The sequence below is a fragment of the Kribbella sp. NPDC051620 genome, from assembly GCF_044453825.1.
GTDB lineage: Bacteria > Actinomycetota > Actinomycetes > Propionibacteriales > Kribbellaceae > Kribbella.
Window position 1 is genome coordinate 166,732 of the sequence record NZ_JBITDB010000009.1, and the last position, 25,787, is coordinate 192,518.

26 protein-coding genes are annotated in these 25,787 nt (G+C 68.2%); 11 read left to right on the top strand and 15 right to left on the bottom strand.

Annotated elements, in window-relative coordinates:
- Window positions 1–30: 30 nt before the first annotated feature.
- From ACIA12_RS37420 to ACIA12_RS37440, 5 genes are all read right to left on the bottom strand, one after another.
- The gene (locus tag ACIA12_RS37420; RefSeq protein ID WP_396372129.1) at window positions 31–582 is read right to left on the bottom strand and encodes a hypothetical protein; all 552 of its coding nucleotides are present in this window, start codon (window positions 580–582) and stop codon (window positions 31–33) included.
- Between the two features lie 515 nt (window positions 583–1,097).
- Window positions 1,098–2,249: an L-histidine N(alpha)-methyltransferase gene (locus tag ACIA12_RS37425; protein ID WP_396372131.1), complete on the bottom strand. Its 1,152-nt coding sequence runs from the start codon at window positions 2,247–2,249 to the stop codon at window positions 1,098–1,100.
- A 101-nt stretch (window positions 2,250–2,350) separates the two neighbouring features.
- The gene (locus tag ACIA12_RS37430) at window positions 2,351–2,551 is read right to left on the bottom strand and encodes a cold shock domain-containing protein (RefSeq protein ID WP_343969179.1); all 201 of its coding nucleotides are present in this window, start codon (window positions 2,549–2,551) and stop codon (window positions 2,351–2,353) included.
- An 86-nt stretch (window positions 2,552–2,637) separates the two neighbouring features.
- Window positions 2,638–2,817 carry a hypothetical protein gene (locus ACIA12_RS37435; RefSeq protein ID WP_343969177.1) on the bottom strand — a complete coding sequence of 60 codons (180 nt, stop codon included), beginning with the start codon at window positions 2,815–2,817 and terminating at the stop codon, window positions 2,638–2,640.
- Window positions 2,817–4,211, bottom strand: a complete 1,395-nt coding sequence (locus tag ACIA12_RS37440) for a PspC domain-containing protein (protein ID WP_396372133.1) — start codon at window positions 4,209–4,211, stop codon at window positions 2,817–2,819. The genes ACIA12_RS37435 and ACIA12_RS37440 overlap by 1 nt, the downstream gene beginning before the upstream one ends.
- Before the next feature lie 193 nt (window positions 4,212–4,404).
- Between ACIA12_RS37440 and ACIA12_RS37445 the strand changes: the two genes are divergently transcribed.
- Entirely contained in the window at window positions 4,405–5,802 is a 1,398-nt protein-coding gene (locus ACIA12_RS37445) for a PspC domain-containing protein (protein WP_396372135.1), read from the top strand.
- Window positions 5,799–6,440, top strand: a complete 642-nt coding sequence (locus ACIA12_RS37450) for a response regulator (RefSeq protein ID WP_396372137.1) — start codon at window positions 5,799–5,801, stop codon at window positions 6,438–6,440. The genes ACIA12_RS37445 and ACIA12_RS37450 overlap by 4 nt, the downstream gene beginning before the upstream one ends.
- Window positions 6,441–6,638: 198 nt before the next feature.
- Here the strand turns inward: ACIA12_RS37450 and rpsR are convergent, their stop codons facing one another.
- On the bottom strand, window positions 6,639–6,878 hold the full coding sequence (gene rpsR / locus ACIA12_RS37455) for a 30S ribosomal protein S18 (RefSeq protein WP_396372303.1): 240 nt from the start codon (window positions 6,876–6,878) through the stop codon (window positions 6,639–6,641).
- Between the two features lie 123 nt (window positions 6,879–7,001).
- Between rpsR and ACIA12_RS37460 the strand changes: the two genes are divergently transcribed.
- The gene (locus ACIA12_RS37460; protein WP_396372138.1) at window positions 7,002–8,324 is read left to right on the top strand and encodes an aminopeptidase C; all 1,323 of its coding nucleotides are present in this window, start codon (window positions 7,002–7,004) and stop codon (window positions 8,322–8,324) included.
- A gap of 88 nt (window positions 8,325–8,412) precedes the next feature.
- Here ACIA12_RS37460 and ACIA12_RS37465 read toward each other — a convergent pair whose 3' ends face one another.
- From ACIA12_RS37465 to ACIA12_RS37480, 4 genes are all read right to left on the bottom strand, one after another.
- Window positions 8,413–9,150: an alpha/beta fold hydrolase gene (locus ACIA12_RS37465; RefSeq protein ID WP_396372140.1), complete on the bottom strand. Its 738-nt coding sequence runs from the start codon at window positions 9,148–9,150 to the stop codon at window positions 8,413–8,415.
- 1,103 nt (window positions 9,151–10,253) lie between these two features.
- Entirely contained in the window at window positions 10,254–10,982 is a 729-nt protein-coding gene (locus ACIA12_RS37470; RefSeq protein WP_396372142.1) for a PIG-L deacetylase family protein, read from the bottom strand.
- Between the two features lie 9 nt (window positions 10,983–10,991).
- Window positions 10,992–11,606 (bottom strand): ClpP family protease, encoded by a 615-nt coding sequence (locus ACIA12_RS37475; protein ID WP_396372144.1) that lies wholly within the window; start codon window positions 11,604–11,606, stop codon window positions 10,992–10,994.
- Window positions 11,603–12,211 carry a ClpP family protease gene (locus ACIA12_RS37480; protein WP_396372146.1) on the bottom strand — a complete coding sequence of 203 codons (609 nt, stop codon included), beginning with the start codon at window positions 12,209–12,211 and terminating at the stop codon, window positions 11,603–11,605. The genes ACIA12_RS37475 and ACIA12_RS37480 overlap by 4 nt, the downstream gene beginning before the upstream one ends.
- 88 nt (window positions 12,212–12,299) lie before the next feature.
- Here ACIA12_RS37480 and ACIA12_RS37485 point away from each other — a divergent pair, with 88 nt between their 5' ends.
- From ACIA12_RS37485 to ACIA12_RS37495, 3 genes are all read left to right on the top strand, one after another.
- The gene (locus tag ACIA12_RS37485) at window positions 12,300–12,725 is read left to right on the top strand and encodes a hypothetical protein (RefSeq protein ID WP_396372148.1); all 426 of its coding nucleotides are present in this window, start codon (window positions 12,300–12,302) and stop codon (window positions 12,723–12,725) included.
- Window positions 12,726–12,778: 53 nt separating this feature from the next.
- The gene (pcrA, locus tag ACIA12_RS37490; protein ID WP_396372150.1) at window positions 12,779–15,106 is read left to right on the top strand and encodes a DNA helicase PcrA; all 2,328 of its coding nucleotides are present in this window, start codon (window positions 12,779–12,781) and stop codon (window positions 15,104–15,106) included.
- A gap of 75 nt (window positions 15,107–15,181) precedes the next feature.
- Window positions 15,182–15,745: a hypothetical protein gene (locus ACIA12_RS37495; protein WP_396372152.1), complete on the top strand. Its 564-nt coding sequence runs from the start codon at window positions 15,182–15,184 to the stop codon at window positions 15,743–15,745.
- Here ACIA12_RS37495 and ACIA12_RS37500 read toward each other — a convergent pair.
- From ACIA12_RS37500 to ACIA12_RS37515, 4 genes are all read right to left on the bottom strand, one after another.
- On the bottom strand, window positions 15,717–17,060 hold the full coding sequence (locus tag ACIA12_RS37500) for a lanthionine synthetase LanC family protein (RefSeq protein WP_396372154.1): 1,344 nt from the start codon (window positions 17,058–17,060) through the stop codon (window positions 15,717–15,719). The two genes, ACIA12_RS37495 and ACIA12_RS37500, sit on opposite strands and share 29 nt — an antisense overlap.
- The gene (locus tag ACIA12_RS37505) at window positions 17,060–17,581 is read right to left on the bottom strand and encodes a DUF6886 family protein (protein ID WP_396372156.1); all 522 of its coding nucleotides are present in this window, start codon (window positions 17,579–17,581) and stop codon (window positions 17,060–17,062) included. The genes ACIA12_RS37500 and ACIA12_RS37505 overlap by 1 nt, the downstream gene beginning before the upstream one ends.
- A 47-nt stretch (window positions 17,582–17,628) precedes the next feature.
- Complete coding sequence (locus tag ACIA12_RS37510; RefSeq protein ID WP_396372158.1) at window positions 17,629–18,528, bottom strand: M23 family metallopeptidase; 900 nt, start codon at window positions 18,526–18,528, stop codon at window positions 17,629–17,631.
- A gap of 217 nt (window positions 18,529–18,745) precedes the next feature.
- Window positions 18,746–19,594 carry an esterase/lipase family protein gene (locus tag ACIA12_RS37515; RefSeq protein ID WP_396372160.1) on the bottom strand — a complete coding sequence of 283 codons (849 nt, stop codon included), beginning with the start codon at window positions 19,592–19,594 and terminating at the stop codon, window positions 18,746–18,748.
- 128 nt (window positions 19,595–19,722) lie between these two features.
- Here ACIA12_RS37515 and ACIA12_RS37520 point away from each other — a divergent pair, with 128 nt between their 5' ends.
- The 5 genes from ACIA12_RS37520 (at window position 19,723) to ACIA12_RS37540 (ending at window position 23,933) form a co-directional block, all read left to right on the top strand.
- Window positions 19,723–20,139 (top strand): cobalamin B12-binding domain-containing protein, encoded by a 417-nt coding sequence (locus ACIA12_RS37520; RefSeq protein WP_396372161.1) that lies wholly within the window; start codon window positions 19,723–19,725, stop codon window positions 20,137–20,139.
- A gap of 285 nt (window positions 20,140–20,424) precedes the next feature.
- The gene (locus ACIA12_RS37525; RefSeq protein ID WP_396372163.1) at window positions 20,425–21,747 is read left to right on the top strand and encodes an ABC transporter substrate-binding protein; all 1,323 of its coding nucleotides are present in this window, start codon (window positions 20,425–20,427) and stop codon (window positions 21,745–21,747) included.
- A gap of 95 nt (window positions 21,748–21,842) precedes the next feature.
- A complete protein-coding gene (locus ACIA12_RS37530) occupies window positions 21,843–22,877 on the top strand; it encodes a carbohydrate ABC transporter permease (RefSeq protein WP_396372164.1) in 1,035 nt (344 codons plus the stop codon).
- On the top strand, window positions 22,877–23,761 hold the full coding sequence (locus tag ACIA12_RS37535) for a carbohydrate ABC transporter permease (RefSeq protein ID WP_396372166.1): 885 nt from the start codon (window positions 22,877–22,879) through the stop codon (window positions 23,759–23,761). Before ACIA12_RS37530 ends, ACIA12_RS37535 begins: the two co-directional genes overlap by 1 nt.
- Before the next feature lie 49 nt (window positions 23,762–23,810).
- Entirely contained in the window at window positions 23,811–23,933 is a 123-nt protein-coding gene (locus ACIA12_RS37540) for a hypothetical protein (RefSeq protein WP_396372168.1), read from the top strand.
- 56 nt (window positions 23,934–23,989) lie between these two features.
- On the opposite strand, the gene ACIA12_RS37545 is transcribed toward ACIA12_RS37540, so the two are convergent.
- Window positions 23,990–25,630 carry a glycoside hydrolase family 13 protein gene (locus tag ACIA12_RS37545; RefSeq protein WP_396372170.1) on the bottom strand — a complete coding sequence of 547 codons (1,641 nt, stop codon included), beginning with the start codon at window positions 25,628–25,630 and terminating at the stop codon, window positions 23,990–23,992.
- Between the last annotated feature and the right edge of the window lie 157 nt (window positions 25,631–25,787).

Genomic DNA, 25,787 nt, shown 5'->3' on the forward strand with positions numbered 1-25,787 from the left:
AATAACGGTCCTGTCCGAAAGCGTAGGTGCTTACGGGGTCGGGAGGCGGGCCAGCAGCGTTTCGAGCATCTGGCGGGTGGCGGCGAAGTAGCTGTTCTCGCGGGTCAGGGCGCGGTGGAAGGCGGCCAGCTCGGCGGCGGAGATGGTGTTCGAGAAGGTGCTGATCTCGGTCAGGTCGAGGCGGCGGTTGAACAGGTGGACGGTGTCGCGCCAGCGGTGCAGGAGGGTGACGAGTTCGGCGTCGCGGTGCCGGCCGAGGGCGCCGGAGACGAGTGCCAGGTCGACGGCGGAGACGACGAGCCGGGGGTAGACCTGGCGTTGGGTGGGGGTCTTCGGGGAGAAGCGCTCGTCGGACAGGAGACGGGTGTTCTCCTGCAGTTCGTCGGCGACGGCCCGAAGTACGCCGGTACGCCGCTCCGCCTCGGCGCTGAGCCGCTCGACGAAGATGCCGGTCAGCCCGGCGACCAGCGTCAACGAGTTGACCGCCGGCTCCCACCGGCTGTTCTCCGGCCAGAAGAACCAGATCACCCCCAGCACGAACGCGACCGCCAGCAACCCATAACTGACCCAGGTGACGATCACCCGCCGATACCCCGCCCACCGCGCATCCCCCCTGACCCCCCGCAACACCCCACCCAACACCCGTAACCGAGCCAACACCCCCCACCGAGCCCGCCTCACCTCCCGAACATCACCAGCCGCCTCGGCACCATCCGCGCCACCTCCACCAGTCCCACGCCCGGCGTCGGCTCCACCAGTCCCACGCCCGGCGCCACCTCCACCGGTCCCACGCTCGGCGTCGGCTCCGGTGCTCACCTCGCCGTCACCACCTCGACGGCCAGCCCTGTCCCCAGCAGTCCCTCCACCAACCGCGCCAGCTCCGCCAGTCCCACGCTCCGCGTTGGCTCCGCCGGTCCCACGGCCGGCGTCGGCTCCGCCGCCTGCCTCGCCCTCGCCACCTCCACGGCCAGCCCCGTCGCCAGCAGTCCCTCCCCGAACCGCGCCGGTGCGGTTCGGAGTACTGCCGCTGACCCCATCCCCGTCGTTTGCTCCGCCAACCTCGCCAGCGGCGCGGTCCGGAGTACCGGGGGCAGTTGTCATTGGGACCAGATGTCTTCGGCTAGGAGGTTGGGGACTTCGGCGCCTTCGGGGGCCAGGAGCAGGAGGTCGAGGCCGAAGGGGCTGGGGCGGCGGGTGTAGCGGAAGCCGGAGTGGGCGTGTTCGATGGCGGTCAGGCCGCACTCGGCGGTCAGCTTCTTCAGGCGTTCGGTGGAGAACTTGCGAGTGGTGTAGAGCAGGATCGTGTCATTGGGCTTGAGGGTGACCTCGGTGTGGTCGGGCAACCCCATCGTCATCGACTCCGAGGTGTTGTTCTGCCAGACGATCTTGACCAGCAGCGCGTCGTCGGTCTCCACCTCGCCGCGGTAGTCGATCAGCCCGTCCTCGATCCGCAGGTCGGTGTTGTAGCGCAGTGCGCTGGTGACGAACTCGGCAAAAGCACGGGTCTGCTGATACTCGTCGGCCGCCGCGTCCGCAGCCGTCTGGTCGAGACTGCTCGTGCTGGCGACCTCGAGCAGCAGCCGGTCCTGCGGACGGAGGATCCGGGTGATCGTGCCGAGCAGCTCCAGATCGCTCTCGAAGTTGGCCAGCGTGTTGCCGGTCAGCGTGAACAGGATCGGCTCGTCGCCGACCAGCCGGGCGAGCATCTGGCCGAGCTCGCTCATGTTGTCGGCGATCGAGAAGTCGAGCTGGACCGGCAGCACCTGCGCCATCGGGAAACCGAGCCCGCGGACCGGCTCCAGGGTGCCCATCCGGAGCATCTCCGAGCTCATGTCGACCGGGATGTAGAACATGTCCCGGTTCTTCCGGTACATGTCGGCCAGGATGGTCCGGTCCTTCACCCCGGTACCGACGCCGAGGCTGACGAAATGGAAGCCGGTCTTGTCGGTGTGCGGCCGGACCTTGCGCCAGTGCCGCAGGAACGACTCGGCGCCCGCCTTCATCACCAGGTAGAACGGGTCGTTGGTCGCGTTCGCCCAGGCGATCGTCGGGCCGATCCCCCAGTAGGAGAAGCCGGAGGTGATCTGCTTGCCGTCGCCGGTCTCCGAGTGCGGTCCGCGCAGGTCGCCGGTCAGCGTCGCGAGCTTGTCGGTCTGGTCCTCGCCGACCAGCATCAACGACCAGTTGAAGTCGTCGTCGCGCAACGCCTGCTCGAGCTTCCGGATCACGTGCACCGGCTCGTCGGTCACTTCGCTACCCCTCCCACAGTGAGAGGTCAGGTTACCGGTTGCCCACGCTCCGCGCAGGTGTGGAAAAGCGCTGTCGCGCCGCCCGGTTCACAGCGCCTGGCTCAGAGGGTCTGTACCGCGTCGGCCTCGCGGCCCTTGGGGCCGTCCACCACCTCGAACTCGACCTGCTGGCCGTCCTCGAGCGTCTTGTACCCGTCGGTGACGATCTTGCTCCAGTGGACGAACACGTCGTCCTGGCCGTCCACGGCGAGAAAGCCGTAGCCCTTGTCGGCGTTGAACCACTTCACGGTGCCGCGCACCATCACAACTCCTGTTGGTTGATCGAACGGTCAACAAGACTAACCCAGGAGTCGTCCGCGCCGCGGGTGGATCAGCCGCGGTGGACTGATCAGCCGCGGTGGGAGGCGGCCAGGCCGATGATGCCGGCCGCGACCAGGAGCAGGGCGGCGGTGAGGCCGACGTCGTCGGTCTGGACCACCCCGTTGTCGTTGAGGATCCAGATCGAGGCGCCGCCGGTCAGCACGGTACCGGCGATGATGCCCGGGACGTCCGGCTTGATCTTCCTCATCAGCGCTCCACCTTGATGCTGCCCAGCTTGAGGTGCAGGTCCAGCACCACGCTCTGCGGGCTCACCTTGCCGTCGACGCCCAGGTCGCTCACCGCCATGTCAGCAGTGTGCCCGCCCTTGACCTTGCCGAAGGCATCGACCTGGCCGGTGTCGGCCTTCACGGTGCCGGTCACGTCGACGTTCGGCGGGAGCTTGACCACGACCTCGCCGACCCCGCCCTCGACGAACACCTTCGCGCCGGGCTTGAAGACCGCCTTGGTCAGGTCCAGCTTCACCGAGCCGGCGTCGAACCGGTACGTCGTACTGACGGCGTCGATCGAGTCCTTGGGCGTGGCGACGAAGTTCACGCTGGCGATGTCGCGGGGGACGGTCGGGAAGACCGTGCTGGCCGTGATGCCGAGCGCGAGCAGGATGCCGAGCGGCAGGAGGCCGATGGTCTTGCCCAGGAATCCGCCGACCAGCATGCCCAGACCGAGCGTGGCCAGGCCGATCACCAGCATCGTGGTCGTCGGTACGCCGGCCATCCAGGCGATCGCGATCGCAGCGGCGGACAGCAGGACCACGACAGGCTTCACTCCGCGGTAGCCCTTCACCGGAGGAGTAGCGGGCGTCCAGGTGGCCGCAGTGGCGCCGGCGGGGGGCTCATCGACGTACAGGCCGAGGGGGTCGTCCTCGGTCCAGACAGGCTGGACCGGCTCGGTCACCCGGTCCTGCGGTCGCTGCGTGGCCGCGGATGGCTGGCCCGCGGCGGGAGCCTGCGACGCGGTCTGTCCGGTCTGGTCGGTCTGTCCGGCCTGCGGAGTCGGAGGCCGGTTGGCTGCGCTCCACTGAGCTGCCTGCTGGGCCCACTGGCCGTGGTGCCCTGCACGGTGGATGTGCCGCTCGGCATGGCGCTGGGCCCGCTCGACGGTGCGCTGGGCCCGCTCCGCGGTGCGCTCGCCCCAGGCAGCATTGCGATGCCCCCAGTTGCTGCGGCCCTTGCGGCGGAACACGAACAGCCAGAGCAGCCCGAGCACCACCAGTGGCCCGGGGACCAGCTTGCCGAAGTTGAAGGACGACATCAGTGCGATAGCGGAGAACACGCAGACGCCGATCACCACCGGCCACAGCCACGGGTGGTCGGGCCGCACCCGGTCACCGAGCACCCCCTGCGCGGCGGAGCGGTCGCTGCCCTCGTCGGGCATCAGCATCCAGGCGGCGATGTAGAAGATGATGCCTGGGCCGCTGAGGATCAGTACGGCCATCACTACCCGGATCAGCACGGGGTCGACGTTCAGTGCGCGGCCCATGCCGCCGCAGACGCCGGCGAGCATCCGGTCCGACCGACTGCGGCGCCAGCTCTGCACGTCCTTCAGCTGGTCGCGGTCGAATCCCCCGCTCGAGTTCTGCTCCATGGCACCGATAGTGTCCCCTCCCGGGCCGCGGCAACATCGGGGATCCCCCTTTGCCGACCCCGGCTCGCCGCTCGGCCACGCTCGGCTAGGGGTTCTCCCCGGGCCGACCCTGAGCGCAGCGGATGACCGTTGAGGAGTCAGCCGGGGGGAAGCCTGCTGGTGCGCGGCCTGCTGGCGTGTGACGATCGTGGGGATGACACAACCAGCTCCTACCGCGCCAACGGGCGGGCCCTCGGGTCCGGCCGGTGGTCCGTATGCGCCGTTGCCGTATACCCCGGCACCGCAGTACGGCGGTCCTGGAGCGCAGCAGCCGCCCGGCACCGAGCCCCCACCGGTACGCCGCGCCTACCGGCGAGCCGAAGGCCGCGTCTTGAGTGGCGTGGCCGGAGGCATCGCTGACCACCTCAACGTGTCCGACACCGTCGTGCGACTGGTGTTCATCGGGGCGACCGTGTTCGGCGGGTTCGGCGTACTGATCTACGCAGCGCTCTGGTTCTTGATGCCGCTGGAGGTGTCGACCGGTCCCAACGCGCCTGGCCTGGCTGCGGCGACACGGAAGGGGATGCGCCCCGAGACGCCGGTGCCGCCGCTCGCGTCGCCTGGCAAGGAGCGTCGCAAGGAGAAGAGTCGCGGCCAGCTGACCGCGCTCGTCGTGGTCGGCATCGGCGTGCTGCTGCTGCTCAATGTGGCCGGGTTCGGCGTGGCCGGCAAGATGTTCTGGCCGCTCGTGTTCGCCGGTACTGGTCTGGCCCTGATCTGGCGGCAGGCCGACGAGGGGCAGCGCAACGCGTGGGTCGGCAAGGCTCCGACGCTCAACACGCTGTTCGGCAAGGGCGGCTGGAAGTCGGTCATCCGGGTTGCTGTCGGGCTGATCCTGATCGGTACCGCGGTCACCGTGTTCCTGGTGCAGAACGGCCGGCTGTCGATGGTGGGCGACGTACTGGTCGCGCTGCTGCTCGCAGTGGTCGGTATCGGTGTCATCGCGGGGCCGTGGGTGCACCGGCTCAGCCGTGACCTCAACAACGAGCGTGCTGAGCGCGTGCGGTCGCAGGAGCGGGCCGACATGGCCGCGCATCTGCATGACTCGGTGCTGCAGACGCTGGCTCTGATCCAGAAGCAGGCGAACGACCCGCGGGCCGTAGTACGGCTTGCTCGGTCGCAGGAGCGCGACCTGCGGTCCTGGCTGTACGACGAGGACGACAACACCGACCAGACACTTTCCGGTGCGGCGAAGCGGGCTGCCGCCGAGGTGGAGGACTCCCACGGCGTACCGGTCGAGGTGGTGACCGTTGGCGACTGCGAGCTGACCGAAGGGCTGTCGGCGATGGTCCGGGCCGCGCGCGAGTCGATGGTGAACGCCGCCAAGCACTCGGGAGCTGACAAGATCGACGTGTTCGTCGAGGTGGACGGGGACCGGGCCGAGATGTTCGTCCGGGACCGCGGCAAGGGCTTCGACACCGAAGGGGTGCCGGAGGACCGGCTCGGGCTGCGGCACAGCGTGATGGGCAGGATGGAACGGCACGGCGGCCGCGCAACGGTGCGGTCGAACCCGGAGACAGGCACCGAAGTGCGACTGGAGATGGACAGATGACACAGAGGCGAGTGGTGGTCATCGACGACCACGACATGTTCCGGGCCGGCGTGCGCAGCGAGATCGGCGCCTCGGTGGAGATCGTCGGCGAGGGCGCCGACGTGGAGTCCGCGGTGAAGGCGATCGCCGGGACCGAGCCGGACGTGGTGCTGCTCGACGTGCACCTGCCCGGCGGCGGTGGGATCGAGGTGATGAAGCAGGTGCACCAGCGGCACCCGGAGATCAAGTTCCTGGCGCTGTCGGTCTCCGACGCGGCCGAGGACGTGATCGGCGTGATCCGGGCCGGCGCCCGCGGCTACGTCACCAAGAACATCAGCGGCACCGAGCTGGTCGACGCGATCGGCCGGGTCGCCGACGGCGACGCGGTCTTCTCTCCGCGGCTGGCAGGCTTCGTCCTGGACGCCTTCTCCGGCGCCATCGACATCGCCTCGGTCGACGAGGACCTCGACCGCCTGTCCCAGCGCGAACGCGAGGTCCTCCGCCTGATCGCCCGCGGCTACGCCTACAAGGAAGTGGCCCGCGAACTCTTCATCTCGGTCAAGACCGTCGAGACCCACGTCTCCTCGGTCCTCCGCAAACTCCAGCTCTCCAACCGCCACGAACTGACCCGCTGGGCAACGGACCGCCGGCTGGTCTGACCGGGGAACAAGAACAAGAACAAGAACGCCCGGTCGGCTGTTGGCCTGGCCAGGGCACCCCGCTCGCTGAAGGCGAGTTCTCTCAATGCACGCTGCCGCCTGGCTGAGCAGTGCGAAGTGGCGGCGCGGCAACCTGCTGGTCGCAGGCAGGGTGGCGCACCTTCTTGTTTGTTCTTTGAGTTGTTTTGGTTCTTGGTGTCAGCGGCCGCCGATGGAGGTGTAGGGGAGCAGGGCCATCTCGCGGGCGTTCTTGATGGCTCTGGCCACCTGCTTCTGTTGCTGGACGGTGAGGCCGGTGACGCGGCGGGAGCGGATCTTGCCGCGGTCGGAGATGAACTTGCGGAGCAGGGCGGTGTCCTTGTAGTCGACGAACTCGACCTTGTGCAGCGGGTTCTGCTTGGGTTTGCGGGGACCGGCGGGCTTGCCACGTTGTGCCATCGTCACACCTTACATACTATTGACAATCGTTTTCAACTAGCTTGGCGGGTTGTGGCCAGGGCACAGATTCGCCACCCCGACAGGGGCGCAGCGGGCTTTGGGACTGTTATACCGTCGACTCTCATGGAGCGGAATCTCACAGCCGAACAGCTCGCGCTCTTCGAGAAGGAGTTCGCGTCGAACCCGCAGTACCGGGTGATGCAGAACGCCGTCACGGAGACACCGATCGCCAAGATCGCCCTGGATCGCCAGATCGTCACCTCGATCGACCATTCCGTGTCGAACCTGCTGGACGACTGGAAGGTGACGAACCAGAAGAAGAGTGGCCGGTGCTGGCTGTTCGCCGGCCTGAACCTGCTCCGGGTCGGTACCGCCGCCAAGCTCGGCGTGAAGGACTTCGAGTTCTCCCAGAACTACCTGCTGTTCTGGGACAAGTTCGAGCGCGCCAACTTCTTCCTCGAGGCGATGATCGAGACGGCCGGCCGCGACGTCGACGACCGGACCGTCGCGCACCTGCTGTCCGACCCGATCGGCGACGGCGGCCAGTGGAACATGTTCGTCGCACTGGTCCGCAAGCACGGCCTGGTGCCGAAGACCGCGATGCCGGAGACCGAGAGCTCGTCGGCGACCGCGCAGCTGAACGACTCGCTGCGCAAGCTGCTCCGCCAGGGCGCCCGCGACCTGCGCAAGATCGAGGGCGCCGAGGCGCAGCGCGCGCACAAGCAGGAGTTGCTAACGGCGATCCACCGGGTGCTGAGCATCCACCTCGGCACGCCGCCGCAGAAGTTCCTGTGGCAGTGGAAGGACAGCGACAAGGGCTTCCACCGCGACGGCTGGACGACGCCGGCCGAGTTCGCCGCGGCGTACGTGACGCTGCCGGTCGACGAGTACGTCTGCATCGTGCACGACCCGCGCGAGTCCAGCCCGACCGGCAAGACCTTCACCGTCGACTACCTCGGCAACGTCATCGACGCCCCGCCGGTGGTCTACCTGAACGTCGAGATCGACCTGATGAAGCAGCTCACCCAGGACGCGATCGTGGCCGGCGAGCCGGTCTGGTTCGGCTGCGACGTCGGCAAGCAGATGTCGGCCGACCTCGGCTACTGGGACGCCGCGCTGTACGACTTCGGCGCCGTCTACGACACCGAGTTCACCCTCGACAAGGCCGAGCGGCTGCTGCACCACGAGACGCTGATGACGCACGCGATGCTGTTCACCGGCGTCGACCTGGTCGACGGCAAGCCGCGCCGCTGGCGGGTCGAGAACAGCTGGGGCGACGAGAAGGCCGACAACGGCTTCTGGACGATGAACGACTCCTGGTACGCCGAGCACGTCTTCGAGATCGCCGTCCGCAAGTCGGCCCTTCCGGCCGAGCTGCAGGCGCGCTTCGACGAGGCCCCGATCGTGCTCCCGGCCTGGGACCCGATGGGCGCCCTCGCCGACTGACCTCCGGTACCACCTGTACTTCCAGCACCACCTGTACTTCCGGTACCTCCGAACGGCCGGCGCCTCGACGCGCCGGCCGTTCGCCGTTTCACCCGTCGAGCGATGCGCGGATCAGCGCCGTCATCTCGTCCGGCCGCTCCAGCGACGGCAGATGCCCCGCCCAGGCCAGCTCGGTGTGCTCGACATCAGGCAGCAGCTTCCCCAGGTACTCCGCGCAGGCGCCGAAGAACTTCAGCTCATGCGCACCGGTGAAAAGCCTGATCGGCGCCGTGATCCCACCGACCTCCCATTCGTCGGCGTCCACATCGCCCGCCGCCAGCTGCACCTCGAACGCATGCCGCTGCATCACCCGCACCAACTCACGCGCCGCGTCATCCGCGTCCGGTCCCACCGACGTCCGCACGTTGAGCTCCGTGGCGCCGTCGACATCCCCGGCCTCCAGCAGCGCGTTCTCCTCCGCCGCGAATGCCCGGAAGTCATCCGTCGGCACCACGTTGTCGGCCGGCGGCGACATCAGCACCAGCCGCTCGAACCGCTCCGGCGCCCGGCTGGCCGCCTGCAACACGACGTACGCCCCATAGGACGACCCGACCGCCTTGGTGCTGGACACCCCCAGCTCATCGAGCACCTCGAGCACATCCGCGGCATCGGCGTACTTCGCCCCAGCCTCGAGCGGCGTCTCGCCGTACCCCCGCAGATCCACCGTGATCACCCGGTGGTCGACCCGCAGATCCTCGACCTGCCGCTCCCACATCCGCGCATCACAAACCCCGGCGTGCACCAACAGCACCGCCGGCCCGTCACCAACCACCCGACAAGAAATCACCCCCGAATCCTCGCGCCCCGCACGTCGCCAGCCAAATGGTTTGTCCACCGGGCGATGAGGGATTGTGAATCGCGTCGCGGGGACCTGCCAGCCGCACTACCCAGCGTGGGGGTGCTGTGGATCGCTTCGCCGGGCACACCCGCACTCGCCCCATCCAGTACAAGGGGCTGTGGATTGCGTCGCCGGGCCCCCGCACTCGCCTCACCCAGTACAAGGGGACTGTGGATTGCGTCGCCGGGCTGCTTGAGTGTCCTAGTCGTGGTGGTGGGTGTCAAGGGCGCTTCGCGTCCCTTCGGGATCGAACAAGTTCGACCCTTGACACTCACCGCCACGACCAGGGAAGGACGCAGCTGTCCCGGAGCCGCTCGGAAGTGCGGCAACGATCGACGGGGGCACCGCCAATGCCCGGCGCTCTCGTATCGCGGGGGGCCGCCGGACTCGTCTTGCGGCCCGGAACGGCACAGTTGTCCGCTGAATGCTCGGCCACCACCGGTTCGGGGCCGGTCGGGTCGGCCAATGGCAGGTTTTGGGGCCGCTGGCGTCAAGCATCACGCCAGCGGTACAAAAACCCGCCAGCCGACCTCGAAACGGGCGCATTTCGGCCGGATTTGGGTGCTTCGTCGCGGTGCGACAGCACCATCCCGGCCGAGGCGCCTGTCCTGCCGGGCTGGCCGGGGTTGGGGAGGATTTTGTTGGGGGCCGGGGAGGAAGTTGCACCGATTCGGGGGTACAAACCTCCCCGAGTCCCTTATCCACAAAGGATATGGCTCCCCGGGCCACCCCGCCCGGACCGCCATGCATGCACGATTCCCGGGAACCGCCCCGATGTGCCGAGCTGACCGTTTACCCGCCGAGTTGTGTATGCGCCCGCGGCCACCCGTTGCCGTCAGCAACCAAATCCGCGCGCCGCGCCAGACACCACCCCGCGGAAGCGGCCGACCTGCCGTCGGCGTCCCGCAGCCACGGCCCTTGCCGCATCTACCCCGCAACCACAGCCACTACCGCAGCATGCCGCAACCACAGCCACGACCTCGGCATGCCGCCCACAGCCACTACCTCAGCGTCCCGCGACCGCAGCAGCCCTCGCGTGAGCGCGCTGCTTGTCAGCCGAGGCGGATGACGGTGAAGGCCTCGGCGTAGTGGGATTCGGGGAAGCCGGCTCGGGCGGCGTTGTGGTTGAGCATGGTGCGGACGCGGGGGATCAGGGTGTCAGGGTCGGCGTGCTGGCTGGTGTGGGCCATGACGGCGGCGAGCTTCTGCTCGACGGTGCCGGTGATGTCGACGTAGTGGTTGAACTCCGGGTGCGCGACCAGCCAGAGCTCGCCGACCGTCCACGCCTCCTCGGTCAGCTCGGGGTAGGCGAACGGGTTGCCGGTGGCCGGGAAGAACGCGCGGACGGTGGCCTCGCCGGCGGCGAGGTGGTCGGGATGCGAGGCCGGCAGCCGGGACCAGTTCCGCTCGGGCGACTGGCAGACCAGCCGCTGCGGGCGGACCTGGCGGATCACCCGGGTGATGTCGCGGATCACGTCCTGGGTGGGCTCGAGGTAGCCGTCCTGGTAGCCGAGGAAGTGCAGGTCGTGGACTCCCACCTGGGCGGCCGCCGCGGTCTGCTCGGCCCTGCGTACCAGGGGGATCTCGGCGCGATCGCGGTCGGTCTCGAACCCACCGGCCTGGCCGTCGGTCACCATGCAGTAGCTGACCTCGATCCCCGCCTTGGTCCACAGCGCGACCGTCCCGGCGACGCCGAAGTCGACGTCGTCGGGATGCGCCGACACCACCAGCACGCGCTCGATCTCACTGTCAGGACGGGGATTCGCAACAGGCACGGTCACGCGGTGACCTTACGCGGTCAGAGCCGGGGTGCGCTTGAGGTTTCGGTGCTGGATCACCTCGTCGGCGATGCCGTAGTCGCAGGCCTCCTGGGCGGTCAGGACGTGGTCACGATCGGTGTCGTGACGAAGGCGTTCGATCGACTGCCCGGTATGGGCCGCCAGGATCGCCTCTTGCTGGCTCCGGACGCGGACCAACTCGTCAGCCTGAAGAATCAGGTCGGGGATGGTGCCTCGCCCGCTGGCACCGGGCTGATGCAGTACTACGCGCGCATGCGGCAGGATCGCCCGCTCGCCAGGTGCTCCGGCGGCGAGCAGTACTGCGCCTGCTGCGATCGCCTGGCCGACGCAGAACGTCGCGACGGGTGCGCTGATGACCTGCATGGTGTCGTAGATCGCGAGCATGGCCGTCATGTCACCGCCCTCGCAATTGATGTAGAGGTTGATCGGGCTCTCCGGCTTGTCCGCCTCCAGATGCAGCAGCTGGGCGATCAGCGCGTTCGCGACACCGGCATCGATCGCAGTACCGAGGTAGATGATGCGCTCGGTCAGCAGGTGCGAGTAGACGTCCATGATCCGCTCGCCGCGCGGGTGCGGGCTGATCACGTTGGGGATCATGTAGCTCATCGGTTCGCTCCCGTCTGAACGGTCTGCCTGGGCATCACCTGGTCGAAGGTCTCGACGATGTGGTCGATGAACCCGTACGTCCGGGCCTCCTCGGCCGTGTACCACCGGTCGTGCAGAGAGTCGTCGAAGACCGTCTCGATCGGCTGCCCGGTGTCGGCCGCGACCAGCCCGAGCACGGTGTCGCGGATGTGCCGCAGGTCGTTCGCCTGGATCTCGATCTCCACCGCCGAGCCACCGATCCCGGCCGACCCCTGGTGCATGAGCACCCGCGCATGCCGGAGCGCGAAGCGCTTGCCCGGCGTACCGGCCGACAGCAGGAACTGGCCGGCGCTGCAGGCGAGGCCGAGCGCCACCGTCGACACGTCACACGGTACGAGCCGCATCACGTCCCGGATCGCGAGCATCGACGGCACGGACCCGCCGACCGAGTGGATCCACAGCGAGATGTCGGTCGACGGGTCCTCTGCCGCCAGGGTGAGGAGCTGGGTGGCGAGCAGGGTCCCGTTGTCGTCGGTCAGCTGGCCGTCGAGGACGACGATCCGCTGCCGGTACAACGTCAGCCGGGTCTGCTCGTTGAACATGGGTTGCTTCTGGTCATCCGCCATGCCCCCACCATGACCACCCGCCCGCCCCGCACCCCACCCTTTCTGCTGCCAGCAGCTCTGCTGACAGCCGACATGCCAGAATTCCGCTATGCCGGAACCGGTACTGCGCGCGCTCGGCGAGGACGGATCGAGCTATGACGACCCGTCGGAGGACCTGCTGTTCGACCTCGTCGGGCAGGTCGGCGACGGGGAACTGGAGTTCCTCATCGTCGAGCGGACGACGGATCCGAACGGCTTGACCTACGTGCAGACCAAACTGGGCGAGCACGGCGACTGGCTCGTGGAGCGGCAGGAGGGGTCGATCCACCGGCACTACGAGACCGTCGCCCAGGACAGCCACGATGCTCATCGCATGGTGGTCGGATGGGCTTTCGAGATACCCGGCTGGGATCTGGGACTGAGCTGGGCGCGGCACGATCCGAGCGACTGGCACGGCCTGCCGGCCCCCTCGGAAGGGCTCCTCGGCCGCATCCGCGGCTTCCTCGGCCGACGCCCGGGCACCTCACCCAAGTAGCCCGACTCACTGGCGTACAGGTTTGTCGGGAGGGGTGTCTAAGGTGGTGGGCGATGACGACGCTCTTTTCTCCAGATGAACTGCCGGTACCGCTCGAGGCGCCCAAGAAGCACCGGGCGGATCCGGCCGCGCTGCTCGAGGGACTGAACCCGCAGCAGCGCGCTGCCGTCGTGCATGCGGGCAAGCCGTTGCTGGTGGTGGCCGGCGCGGGGTCGGGCAAGACCCGGGTGCTGACCCGGCGGATCGCTTACCTGCTGGCGGCCCGGGACGCGCACCCGGGGTCGATCCTGGCGATCACCTTCACCAACAAGGCCGCGGCCGAGATGCGCGAGCGGGTCGTCGAGCTGGTCGGGCCGCGGGCCAAGCTGATGTGGGTCTCCACCTTCCACTCCTCCTGCGTGCGGATCCTGCGCCGCGACATCAAGCGGTTCGGGATCAGCTCGACCTTCTCGATCTACGACGACACCGACTCGCGCCGGCTGATGACGCTGGTCTGCCGCGAGCTCGACCTGGACGTCAAGCGGTACAACCCGCGCGCGATCCTGAACTGGATCAGCACCCAGAAGAACGAGCTGATCGACCACGAGACGGCCGCGTCGAAGACCTCCAACCACCTGGAGGAGACGTACGCCGAGTGCTACCGGATCTACCAGGAGCGGCTGGCCCAGGCCAACGCGCTGGACTTCGACGACCTGCTGATGACCACGGTCAACCTGCTGCAGGCCTTCCCCGAGGTTCGCGAGTACTACCGGCGCAGGTTCCGCCACGTGCTGGTCGACGAGTACCAGGACACCAACCACGCGCAGTACACGCTGATCCGCGAGCTCTGCGCGCAGCTGGAGCCAGGCCCGAACGACGGCCCGGTCAGCCCGCCGGCCGAGCTGATGGTGGTCGGCGACTCCGACCAGTCGATCTATGCCTTCCGGGGCGCGACGATCCGCAACATCCTCGCTTTCGAGGAGGACTTCGCCGGTGCCGAGACGATCCTGCTGGAGCAGAACTACCGCTCCACCCAGACCATCCTGACCGCGGCCAACTCGGTGATCAGCCGCAACGAGGGCCGGATGGCGAAGAACCTCTGGTCCGACCAGGGCCAGGGCGAGCAGATCGCCGTCTACGTGGCGGACAACGAGCACGACGAGGCGCAGTTCGTCGCCGACGAGATCGACCGGCTGACCGACGCCGACGGGGTCAAACCGTCCGACGTGGCGGTCTTCTACCGAACCAACGCGCAGTCGCGGGTGTTCGAGGAGGTCTTCATCCGGACCGGCCATCCGTACAAGGTCGTCGGCGGGGTCCGGTTCTACGAGCGCAAGGAGGTCCGCGACGCGCTCGCGTACCTGCGGGTGCTGACCAACCCCGAGGACACCGTCTCGCTGCGGCGGATCCTCAACGTGCCCAAGCGCGGCATCGGCGAGCGCGCCGAGGCAGCCATCGAGGCGCTGGCTCTGCGCGACCGGATCACCTTCTCGGCGGCCCTGCGGCGGGCCCACGATGCGCCGGCGATGGCTAGTCGTAGCGCCAACGCAGTACAGGGCTTCATCGACATCCTCGACGAGTTGACCGCGATGGTCGACTCCGGCGCCCCGCCGGACGACATCCTGGACGTCGCCCTGCACCGCTCCGGGTACTACGAGGAGCTGCAGAAGTCGCCGGACCCGCAGGACGAGACCCGGCTGGAGAACCTGGACGAGTTCATCTCGGTCGCCCGCGAGTTCGTCGAGGAGCGCACTGCGGCCGCCGAACCGTCCGACCTGCAGGCGTTCCTGGAGCGGGTCGCGCTGGTCGCCGACGCGGACCAGATCCCCGACCCGGCCAACGACGGCGGCGTGGTCACGCTGATGACGCTGCACACCGCGAAGGGCCTGGAGTTCCCGGTGGTGTTCCTGACCGGGATGGAGGACGGCGTCTTCCCGCACTCCCGCTCGCTGAACGACATGAAGGAGCTGGAGGAGGAGCGCCGGCTGGCGTACGTCGGCATCACCCGCGCACGGCAACGGCTGGCGATCTCCCGGGCCGCTGTCCGCAGTGCGTACGGCGCACCTCAGCACAACCCGCCGTCCCGGTTCCTCGAGGAGATCCCGGCCGAGCTGCTCGACTGGCGCCGGGACGAGTCCGCGATCACCCGCTGGTCCGGTACCGGTACTTCGTCCGGCGGGTCGAGTGGGGTGCAGTCGCGGTGGGAGCCGGCCCGGCGGACGGCCTCGGACAAGCCCATCGTCAGCCTCAATCCGGGCGACCGGGTGGTACACGACAGCTTCGGCATGGGCACCGTCGTGGTGGTCCGCGGCGAGGGCCAGCAGGCCCAGGCCGACATCGACTTCGGCTCCGAGGGAGTCAAGCGCCTCCTGCTCCGCTATGCCCCGGTGGAGAAGATTTAACAGACCACAACGTGCCGAAAAGCGGCCTGGCTGCGACAATCAGAGTTCGGCCCCTCCCGGACGAAGGTCCAGCCCATGCCCAAGGCAGCAGACGCGAGCAACCGCCGGATCATCCTGGCGGGAGCCAACCCTGGGCTGCGGCTGTTCGACAAGGACGGCAAGGTCACCGCGTTCGCCTCGATCTGGATGGTCGACTGGTCGATCTGCGGGTCCGGTACGGCGGTCGTGCTCTGGTTCGACGGGATCGTCCGGGTGGTCTCCGAGGACGTCGACCTGGCGTCGTGGCTGGAGCGGTACTTCGTCCGCTCGTTCCTCGAGGTCCAGGGGCTGCCGTGGCACGAGCCGGCCGTCGAACGCGACCTGGTCCAGGTCTCGATGAATCTCGCCGACGGGCTGAGCGCCAAGGCGGCCGACATCCAGATCGAGATGGGCGGCGTGCTCGACCGGCGCCTGTTCGCCACCGACAACTTCCAGCTGGCCGAGGGCGCTCACAGCCTCAGCCTGGTGATCGCCCCGGTCCGCTCCGCCACCGTCTCGATCGGCGGCGCATCCGTACCGGGCTTCGTCCAGGTCGACGGCTCAGCCGACCGCCCCGGCTCCTCGGCCTTCCTTACGACTGCTGAGGTGTGGCGGCGCTAGCCCACCAGTTCTCCATGCGGAGCGTGGGGACAGCGGCGCGGCCCTGGTCGACCACCCGGGCCGCCCGGAAGAGGTACGCCGCAATCCCAGCGGCCCCCTGCATCCAGCCGACCCCAGGGGGCAGTAGCGGGACCTCGGCCCGGTGCTCGATGAACTGCCAGTAGGCGTACTGCCCGTCGCGGACCGCGCGCTCGACCAACGTGTCGGCCAGTGACAGGGCGAAGTCCAAGTCGACCTGGTCGCCGGTGGACTGCCACGAGTCGAGCAGTACGTCGGCGACTCCGGTGGTACCGCAGCAGCGCCCGTCGTTGTCCCAGAAGCCCGGATAGAGCCGCTCCGGCAGCCCAGACGTCCGAACACTGTGGCTGCAGCGCCGCCGCCAGGTCACCGGCGACTCACCGGTTACATCGTTGACACCGGCATGCTGCAGGGCGGCGAAGAGCAGCGACGTACCGGCCGGGCCGTGGCACCAGTTGTAGGTGACCGGGTCGAGGTCCGAGTCCTCTCGGATCGGTACCAGCCGCGGGACGAGCAGGCCTTGCTTGTCGCTGACGGTAAGAGTCACCAGATGCTCTGCCCCGCTCTGGGCAGCAGCGAGCAGGTCCGGCTGGTCGAGCTCGACACCGGCGATCGCCAGCGTCGCAGCGATCCCCGCGAGGCCGTGCGAGAGGTTCGGCATCGAGGCCCTCGGCTCGATCAGGAAGCGCTCGGGGATGAACGGCCAGTCCAGCCCAGTGGGCCGCGAGACGGCTTCAGTGCGCAGTACTGCCACTGCTTGCTCTGCGAGCCGGGTAGAGCCCTCTACGCCGCTCCGGCGGGCCCACAGAGCACCCAAGAGCACCCCGGCGGTACCGAGCGTCATGTCGTTGATCCGCGCGCCCGGTAGGTACTTGTCCGGGTCCACGAAGCTCGACGGCCACCCGTCGGGCTCAGCGAGCTCCAGCAGGCGATCGACAGCAGCATCCGAGCCCGGAAGGCCCAGCGAGGTCAGTACGCCGATGTGGCTGACCAGCCCGTCGAAGAAGGTGCAGTTGTCGTCCTCGGCGATCGCCGCGCGAATCTGCTCGGCCATCGCGTCAGCGAGCGTCTGCTCCTCGGGTGTCCAAGGCCGGCTGAGCTTGATCTCGGCCAGCACATGCGCCAGCCCCCCAAGCCCACTGTGCATCCCGTAGTCCCGGTACTCCGGTACCTCCACCGGCTCCGGCCCACCCACCGACTCGGGGATCCAGGCCCCGTCGTCCCATCGCACCTGGTCGAGCACCCACCGCCAGGCGGCCTCGGCCACCTCACGATAGGAGTCAGCGGACCAGGCCATCAGCGGGCGATCGCGTTGCGCAGCCGGATCCCGCTGAACTCGAGCGTGCTGGCGACCACTGCGTCCCAGAACTCGTGCAGCCGGGGCAGTACGCGCAGCTGGATCCCAGCCTCCGCATGCAACTCGAAGAGGTCGCCCACCCGCTCAGGCGGCCCGAGCGGCGTCACCTCGGTCGTCGCCACGAAGGCCGCCTCGGCCGGTACGAAGGGCTCGGCAGGCAGCCGGTACGCGTACAGCTCGACCGTGCGGATCGCCTCCAGCCAGCCGTACTCGATCGCGTGCACCCGCGTGCCGCAGCCGTCGCCGATGATCCGGGCACGGTCTGCCGGCGAGGTCGCGGGGCCCACCCACGCCATCGCGCGGGGGCACTGCCGGGGGAACCAGTAGTCGGGCGCACGATCGTGGCCGACGGCCCAGACGTACTCGCCGGTCTTGGACGACGTCACGGCGACGTGCGGGCGGAAGGTCCGGATCGAGGGGTCCTCGGAGAAATGGAGTACCTCACCAGGCCGCGGGCGCATGCGCGGCAGCCTAGTACCGCCGATCGGCGATGAGCCAAACCTTTGGATCAGGGGTTGAGACCGCAGTGATTGCGCAGCCACGGCATCGGGTCGATCGGGTCGCCGCCGTTCGGGCGGACCTCGAAGTGCAGGTGCGGGCCGGTGGTGTTGCCGGTGACGCCGACGGCGCCGACCTGGTCACCGGCGTACACGGTCTCGCCGACGGAGACGCTGAACTTCGACATGTGGTTGTACCAGGTCTCGGTACCGTCCTCGTGCCGGACGCGGACCTGGCGACCGTACGGGCCGGCGAACTCGGCGCTGACCACGACGCCCTTCATCACGCTGCGGATCGGGGTGCCGATCGGGGCGGCGAAGTCGGTGCCGGTGTGGTTGCGGGCCCAGCGGCCGCCGGCCTGACCGAACCCGGCGGTGATGTGGTAGCCGGAGATCATCATCTCGCAGCGGGTGGCCGACTCGCGGGCGGTCTTCTCGGCCAGCTCAGCCTTGGCCTTCGCGTTGGCCAGCGCGGTGGCGCGCTTGGCGGTCAGCGCGCGGGTGGCGTCGAGCTTGGCGGCGCGGGCCTTCGAGATCCGGTCGGCCGCGGCCTGCTTCTTGGTCAGGTCGGCGCCGGCGAGCTCGACCCGGGAGGAGTCCCGGGTGGCCAGCTGGCGGCGCTCGATCCGCGCGGTGGTCAGCGCGTTCATCTGGCCGTCGCCGATGCTGAGGGCGGCGATGTTGACGGCGGAGTTCGCCGAGGTCGGGTTGGCCAGCGCGCTGTGGCTGAAGCCGACGGCTCCGGCTGCGGCCGCGAGGGCCGCGGTCAGTCCTACTACCTGCGTACTGCTCGGGGTGTTACGCCTGGCGACTCGGTGCTTGCCACTGTGACGACCTGCGCCGGTCTTGCGCGCAGCGGTGGCAGCTTTGCCTGGCGTGACGCGGCTGGCCGCGGCACGGTGCTGGGACACAACGTGGCCTTTCGGTCACAGGGGAGGGGGCTGTCCGTTCCTTTCACTCCCGGGGAGGTTTTATTCCCCTCGGGGGCTCATGCACCATAACGGAACCGCAACGAGCCGACAAACCCTGCCACCCCTTTTCGGGCCCGAGCTTCACGAAACTTTTGCATGCGCGGCTGCACGTGCATCGGCCTGAGCGCTCAGTTGCCTGCTATGTCAGGAAGAACTTTCACGCGACTGTGTGCTGTTCGTCGTCGAGATGCGACAACATTCCGGTGATCTGGTGCACGACGTCGCCGTGGAACGGCAGGGACAGGTGCCCCACCCCGTCGACCCGGACGTTGCGGGCGATCAGGTCCGGGTGCCGGATCCGGGCCCGGCGCTGCGGCACGATCAGCTGGTCGACGTCGCTGTAGAACGCGACGAAGCGGGTGTGGCAGTCGGGCGCCGGCTCCGCGAGCTCGGTCATCAGGTCGCTGTCCGGCCTGAGTTGCTTCACCAGCGGCCAGGGGAGCAGTCGCGCGGCGACGGTGCCCTGGTGCGGGGTGCCGAGCGTCACGCAGGTGTGGACGCGTTCGGAGCCGCCGAGCCGCTGGACGTAGTACCGGGCGATCAGGCCGCCCAGGCTGTGTCCGACGATGTGGATCTGGTCCGAGCCGGATTCCTCGCAGAGCCGCTCGATCTCGGCGCCCATCCGCTCGGCGGTACTCCGGACGTCGAGCGTCAGCGGGGAGTACGAGAAGGTCTCGATCCGGGTGAAGCCGCGGCGGAGCAGCTGGCGGCGCATCAGGGCGAACACGGTGTGGTTGTCGATGATGCCGTGCGCCAGCAGGATCGGCGTACCGGCTGCCTGGACGTCTCCGACCAGGAGGCTGCGCTGGGCCGGGGTCAGGCCGTTCAGCGTGAGGCGCTCGGCGCGGTTGCCGGAGGCGCCGACCAGGCCGAGCGGGTACATCGCGAGGTGGGTGGTGATCCAGCCGAGCTCGACCGCGGCACCCTGCAGCACGCGGGGCGACAGCACCGAGCGGGCGCCGTACTTGAGTCCTTCGAGAGCTCCCCGGATGTCTTCGGCGCTCATCGCGTCTCCTCACTCCCAATCAGACCCCCCGCACAACTGGTCCGATCACTTTCAACGGTAACCGGTTCCCAGTTCGCGTGGCCGGGAACACACGGCTCCGTGTCTGATCCGTGAGGTAGCTTCTGCATATGTCTGCCACGAGCCCCCTGCGAGTTGTTGTTGCCAAGCCAGGACTGGACGGCCACGACCGCGGCGCCAAGGTGGTCGCCCGCGCGTTGCGGGACGCCGGTATGGAGGTCATCTACACCGGCCTGCACCAGACACCGGAGCAGATCGTCGAGACGGCGATCGCCGAGGACGCCGACGCGATCGGCCTGTCGGTGCTGTCCGGCGCGCACATGACCCTGTTCAAGAAGGTCCGCGAGCTGCTCACCGAGCGGGACGCCGACGACATCGTGGTGTTCGGCGGCGGGATCATCCCGGAAGCGGACATGGCGCCGCTGGCCGAGCTGGGCGTGCACAAGATCTTCACCCCGGGCGCCACCACCACCGAGATCGTCGAGTGGGTCCGCGCGCACGTCGGCGACGCCTCCGCGACCGCCTGAGCACTGAGCGCTCCGAGTCCGGAGCGCTGCGCTGCCGATCGGCTTGTTACTGATCGGTAATACCTAATCGTTAAGAAACACCTGGTTGTGCACGGTGTGGAATCGCGGTCGCATACAGCCATGCGTTTGTTCGTTCATGGCGCTGGGATCGACGACATGTGTGGCTCAGGACACATCGCCCCCGATCTCGGTTACTGTCCGGATAGGGCGGCTCGCAGCGTGGTGGGGGTCTGCGGGCGGCCGGCGCAGGACCACGACATCCCATCGGGAGAGGGCAGGTACACGATGAGGTTTGAACGATCACATACGCGCAAGGCGGTCGCTTTGGCCGTGGCCGGCAGCCTGGTGCTGCTCGCCTCCGCGTGTGGCGGTGACGACGGAAGCAAGGGCGACACGGGCGGCGCGGCGGCGGGGGCACTGGAAGGCCGCGGGCCGATCACGTTTGCCACCGGCAAGGACACCTCGGGATTCCTGCCGAAGCAGGTCGCGGCATGGAACGCGGACCATCCGACCGAGAAGGTCGAGGTCAAGGAGCTGCCGGAGAACGCCAACGACCAGCGCCAGCAGATGGTGCAGAACGCCCAGAACCAGTCCGACGCGTTCAGCGTGCTGAACATGGACGTCGTCTGGACCTCGGAGTTCGCGGCGAACAAGTGGATCCTCCAGCTTCCGGAAGACAAGTTCCCGGACCTGGACAAGCTGGTCCCCGCGACGGTTGAGACGGCGAAGTACCGCGACAAGCTGTACGCGGTCCCGATCACCTCCGACGGTGGTCTGCTCTACTACCGCAAGGACCTGCTCGACCAGGCCGGCGCGAAGGTGCCGACGACCTGGGACGAGATGCTCGCGGCCTGCCTGGCCGTGCAGTCGAAGGTCCCCGCCGCCAAGGGGATGGGCTGCTACGCCGGTCAGTTCGAGAAGTACGAAGGCCTCACGGTGAACTTCTCCGAGGCCGTCAACTCCGCCGGCGGAGTCATCGTCGACAAGGACGGCAAGCCGAACGTGGACACCCCGGAGGCACTGGCCGGCCTCGAGGAGCTGACCAAGGGCTTCCAGTCGGGCGCCATCCCGAAGGCCGCGATCACGTACAAGGAGGAGGAGGGCCGGCGCGCCTTCCAGGAAGGCAAGCTGCTCTTCCACCGCAACTGGCCGTACGTGTACGCGAAGGCGTCCGCGACGGACGGCTCGTCGAAGATCGTCGGCAAGTTCGGCGTCGCGGCGCTGCCCGGCAAGACCGGTCCCGGTGTCTCGTCGCTGGGCGGTCACGACTACGCGATCAGCGCCTTCGCCAAGAACAAGGCGACCGCGGTCGACTTCATCAACTTCATGGCCAGCGAGGCCCGGCAGAAGGCCAACATCCAGGCCACCTCGCAGGCACCGACCTGGGCGTCGCTGTACGACGACCCGGCGCTGACCAGCCAGTTCCCGTACCTGGCTCCGTTGAAGGCCTCGATCCTCGGCGCGCAGCCGCGGCCGCGGGTGGTCAAGTACAACGACGTCACGACGGCGATCCAGGAAGCGGCGTACAGCGCCCTGAGCAACAAGACGCCACCGAAGCAGGCCCTCACCGACCTGCAGACCAAGCTGAGTTCGCTCATCACTCAGTGACCTGATCAGGACGGGGCCGGTGTGTAGCGATCCCGCTGCGCGCCGGCCCCGATCTGTCCTATCCCGGACTGCCCGGACATCAGAAGGAGGCAGAGATGAGTGAAAGCTCTGTGGTCGTACCCAAACGGGAGCGGGGCCACAGCAGGTTCAACCAGGGCACCGGCCGGCTGGCCGCGATCCTGTTGTCGCCGACGCTGATCGTGCTGGCGCTGGTCGTGCTGTACCCGATCGTCTCCGCGTTGCGTGAGTCGTTCTACACCAGCGGCACCAAGCTCGACGCGGACGGCTTCGTCGTCAAGGGTTCGACCTTCGTCGGACTCGACAACTACACCGCGATCTTCTCCGGCGACACCGGTCACCGGTTCTGGACCGCCTTCTACAACACGACGTTCTTCACCGTCGTCTGCGTGGTGCTGGAGACGGTGCTGGGCGTCGCGATGGCCCTGATCATGCACAAGGCGTTCAAGGGCCGCGCGGTCGTGCGGGCCAGCATCCTGGTCCCGTGGGCCATCCCGACGGTGGTGTCGGCCCTGCTGTGGAAGTGGATCTTCCAGGCCGACGGCATCGCGAACACCCTGCTCGGGGCCGAGATCCTGTGGTCCACCGACGGCTGGCAGGCCAAGCTGTCCGTGATCGTGGCAGACACCTGGAAGACAGCGCCGTTCATCGGCTTGCTGGTGCTCGCCGGGCTGCAGACGATCCCGGCGGAGGTCTACGAAGCCGCCAAGGTCGACGGCGCGAGCGTGCTGCAGACCTTCCGCCGGATCACCCTGCCGCTGGTGAAGCCGGCCCTGCTGGTCGCGGTGCTGTTCCGGATCCTGGACACGCTGCGGATCTTCGACCTGCCGTTCGTGCTGGTCGGGCCGCACAAGTCCTCGGTCGAGACGTTGTCGATGCTCGGCTACGACGAGGCGTTCAGTACCAGATACGGGCCGGCCGCGGCGTACGCGTTCGTGCTGTTCCTGTACGTGTCAGCGGTGGCCTATGCGTTCGTGAAGCTCCTCGGCGCGGACGTGATCGGCGAGGCCCGGGTGAAGAAACCTGGTGGTGGTGGTGGGGGCCGTTGGCGGCGTAAGCAGGCTGCCGGCAGGCCCGAGGCCGCGATGTCCGGCGTAGGAGGTGGGGTCTGATGGCCACCGAGGTGCAGTCGAAGCAGATACTGCCGCCCGAAGCGATCAAGGCGGCCGAGGCGAGCCCGTGGCGGCGGTGGGCGCCACTGTTCGGCGTCGCCCTGATCGTCATCTACTGTCTGGCGCCGTTCTACTGGATGGTGGTCTCGGCCTTCCGGCGGCCCAGCGATCAGTTCTCCAACAAGCTCATCCCGGCGCCGTTCTCGTTCCAGAACTTCAAGGACGTCTTCGGAGCCGGCAACGGGTTCGGCCGGGGGCTGCTGAACAGCCTGATCGTGGCCGGCACGGTGACGATCCTGACCCTCGTCATCGGGATGGTCGCGGCCTACACCCTGGCCCGGCTCGACTTCCGGGGGAAGAACGCCGTGCTGGCGATCATCATCGCCACCTCGATGTTCCCCGGCATCTCGCTGGTGGTGCCGCTGCTGAAGTTGTTCATCGACATCAAGTGGATCAACACCTACCAGGCGATGATCGTGCCCAGCCTGTCCTTCGCGCTGCCGTTGGCGGTGTGGAACCTGACCGCGTTCTTCCGGCAGATGCCGCGAGAGCTCGAGCAGGCGGCGATGGTCGACGGCTGTACTCCGGCCCAGGCGTTCCGCAAGGTGATCATCCCGCTGGCGGCCCCTGGTGTGTTCACCACGGCGATCATCACCTTCATCGCCGCCTGGAACGAATTCCTGATCGCGCTGAGCATGACGAACAAGAAGTCGATCCAGACGGCGAACGTGATCATCTCGCAGTTCGTCGGCACCACCGGCCGGGACCAGCCGTTCGGCAGTCAGATGGCGGCCGGTGTGGTCGTCACCATCCCGTTGGTGATCGCAGTCCTGATCTTCCAGCGCCGCATCGTCGCAGGCCTCACCGCCGGCGGCGTGAAGTAAGCACCGCCAACCAGCGTATGGTCGAAGGCCTAGCCGCTGGAGGTGGCAGATGAGCTACGGAGACAACCGGAACAAGCGCGACCAAGAGGACCGGGAACGCAGGGACCGCGAAGAGCAGGAGCGTCGCGCCCGTGATGAGCAGGACCGGCGGGATCGCGACGAGAAGCGCTGAACGCAACCGATGACCGAGGGGCTGGATCCGATCAGGATCCAGCCCCTCGGCTTGTCTCAGACCTTGAGCCAGACGGTGGCGTCCACCGGCAGCTGGCCGTCGGTGAGCGGCTCGCTGGCCAGTAGTACTTCCCCTGTGGGGAGATCGATCGGGGCCTCGGTCAGGTTGACCAGGCAGTGGAAGCCGGGGTCTCGGGTGAAGGACAGGACGCCGTCGGGAGCGTCCAGGTCCCAGGTGAGACGGCCTTCGCCCAGGGCTTCTTCGGAGCGACGGATGCGGAGTGCTGCCTTGTAGAGCGCCAGGTGGCTGTTCGGGTCGGCTGCCTCGGCCTCTGCGGTCAGGGAAGCCCAGTCGGCCGGTTGGGGAAGCCAGGGCTGGCCTTCGCCGGTACCGAAGCCGTACGGCGGTTCGCTGCCGCTCCACGGGATCGGGACCCGGCAGCCGTCGCGGCCACGGACGGTGTGGCCCGAGCGTTCCCAGGTGGGGTCGTCCAGCACCTCCACCGGCAGGTCCTCCACCTCAGGCAGCCCCAACTCGTCGCCCTGATAGATGTACGCGCCACCAGGCAACGCCAGCTCCAACAGCGCAGCCGCCCTTGCTCGCCTCAAGCCCAGCGCCAGATCAACCGGTACTACGCCCGCACCCTCCAACGCATCGCGCTGGTCTCTCCCATAGCGGGTGCGGTGCCGCACGGTGTCGTGATTGCTCAGCACCCACGTGGCCGGAGCCCCGACGGCCCACAGGCTCTCAGTCGTGTAGTCGATGACCTGCCGCAACTCCTTCGCATCCCACGCGGCCCGCAGCACGTCGAAGTTGAACGCGGAATGCAACTCGTTCGGCCGGACGTACTGCGCGAGCCGCTCGGCCGGCGACAGCCATGCCTCGGCGACGAACACCCGCGGCCCCTGCGGACTGTCGGCATACTCGTCCGCGATCGCTCGCCAGCGCTGGTGGATGGCGTGCACTCCGGGCTGGTCGTAGAACGGATTGCCGACGTACTTCTCCCGGGTCGGCTGACCGTCGGCGTCGAGCGACACGTCCGGCAGCGACGCGTCCTTCGCCATCGAGTCGGCCACGTCGATCCGGAAGCCGTCGATGCCCCGGTCGAACCAGAACCGCAGGATCGAGTCGAACTCCTCGAGCACCTTGGGGTGGTCCCAGTTCCAGTCCGGCTGGGAGATGTCGAACATGTGCAGGTACCACTGGCCGTCCTCGATCTGCTGCCAGGCGCCGCCACCGAAGGCGGCCGGCCAGTTCGTCGGCGGCAGCCCACCCTCCTTACCGTCGCGGAACCAGAACAGGTCGCGCTCGGGCGACCCCTTGCCCGCGGCCAGCGCCGCCTTGAACCAAGGGTGCTCCCAGGAACAGTGGTTCGGGACCAGGTCGATCAGGATCCGCATCCCCAGCGCGTGCGCCTCGGCGATCAGCGCGTCGGCGTCGGCGAGGGTGCCGAACTCCGGGTTGATGTCGCGGTAGTCGGACACGTCGTACCCGCCGTCGAGCAGCGGGGACGGGTACCACGGACTGATCCAGATCGCGTCGATGCCGAGGTCGGCCAGGTACGGCAGCCGGGCCCGGATGCCGTTCACGTCGCCCGTTCCGTCACCGTCCGCATCGGCGAACGACCGAGGGTAAACCTGGTAGACGACGGCGCTACGCCACCAGTCGTCAGCTGGTCTGGTCGCTTGTTCTGTCATGGCAACCAGCCTTTCACGGCCGCGCAACCAACCTGTGACGGTCGTCTCAGCGCCTACCCCGACTGTCGCGGCAGGGCAAGAGGTGGCTAGTCTCAGGCCGACGGAACGCGCCGGCGACCGTGCCTCTCTAGCACCGCAGCCTGCCGCGGCCTAACTC

Bases quoted from the DNA above. Each gene is read 5' to 3' on its own strand.
- ACIA12_RS37430 (WP_343969179.1), bottom strand. From the start codon at position 2,551: ATGGTGCGCGGCACCGTGAAGTGGTTCAACGCCGACAAGGGCTACGGC.
- ACIA12_RS37435 (WP_343969177.1), bottom strand. From the start codon at position 2,817: ATGAGGAAGATCAAGCCGGACGTCCCGGGCATCATCGCCGGTACCGTG.
- ACIA12_RS37440 (WP_396372133.1), bottom strand. From the start codon at position 4,211: ATGGAGCAGAACTCGAGCGGGGGATTCGACCGCGACCAGCTGAAGGAC.
- ACIA12_RS37445 (WP_396372135.1), top strand. From the start codon at position 4,405: ATGACACAACCAGCTCCTACCGCGCCAACGGGCGGGCCCTCGGGTCCG.
- ACIA12_RS37450 (WP_396372137.1), top strand. From the start codon at position 5,799: ATGACACAGAGGCGAGTGGTGGTCATCGACGACCACGACATGTTCCGG.
- rpsR (WP_396372303.1), bottom strand. From the start codon at position 6,878: ATGGCACAACGTGGCAAGCCCGCCGGTCCCCGCAAACCCAAGCAGAAC.
- ACIA12_RS37460 (WP_396372138.1), top strand. From the start codon at position 7,002: ATGGAGCGGAATCTCACAGCCGAACAGCTCGCGCTCTTCGAGAAGGAG.
- ACIA12_RS37475 (WP_396372144.1), bottom strand. From the start codon at position 11,606: ATGAGCTACATGATCCCCAACGTGATCAGCCCGCACCCGCGCGGCGAG.
- ACIA12_RS37480 (WP_396372146.1), bottom strand. From the start codon at position 12,211: ATGGCGGATGACCAGAAGCAACCCATGTTCAACGAGCAGACCCGGCTG.
- ACIA12_RS37485 (WP_396372148.1), top strand. From the start codon at position 12,300: ATGCCGGAACCGGTACTGCGCGCGCTCGGCGAGGACGGATCGAGCTAT.
- pcrA (WP_396372150.1), top strand. From the start codon at position 12,779: ATGACGACGCTCTTTTCTCCAGATGAACTGCCGGTACCGCTCGAGGCG.
- ACIA12_RS37495 (WP_396372152.1), top strand. From the start codon at position 15,182: ATGCCCAAGGCAGCAGACGCGAGCAACCGCCGGATCATCCTGGCGGGA.
- ACIA12_RS37500 (WP_396372154.1), bottom strand. From the start codon at position 17,060: ATGGCCTGGTCCGCTGACTCCTATCGTGAGGTGGCCGAGGCCGCCTGG.
- ACIA12_RS37505 (WP_396372156.1), bottom strand. From the start codon at position 17,581: ATGCGCCCGCGGCCTGGTGAGGTACTCCATTTCTCCGAGGACCCCTCG.
- ACIA12_RS37515 (WP_396372160.1), bottom strand. From the start codon at position 19,594: ATGAGCGCCGAAGACATCCGGGGAGCTCTCGAAGGACTCAAGTACGGC.
- ACIA12_RS37520 (WP_396372161.1), top strand. From the start codon at position 19,723: ATGTCTGCCACGAGCCCCCTGCGAGTTGTTGTTGCCAAGCCAGGACTG.
- ACIA12_RS37525 (WP_396372163.1), top strand. From the start codon at position 20,425: ATGAGGTTTGAACGATCACATACGCGCAAGGCGGTCGCTTTGGCCGTG.
- ACIA12_RS37530 (WP_396372164.1), top strand. From the start codon at position 21,843: ATGAGTGAAAGCTCTGTGGTCGTACCCAAACGGGAGCGGGGCCACAGC.
- ACIA12_RS37535 (WP_396372166.1), top strand. From the start codon at position 22,877: ATGGCCACCGAGGTGCAGTCGAAGCAGATACTGCCGCCCGAAGCGATC.
- ACIA12_RS37540 (WP_396372168.1), top strand. From the start codon at position 23,811: ATGAGCTACGGAGACAACCGGAACAAGCGCGACCAAGAGGACCGGGAA.
- ACIA12_RS37545 (WP_396372170.1), bottom strand. From the start codon at position 25,630: ATGACAGAACAAGCGACCAGACCAGCTGACGACTGGTGGCGTAGCGCC.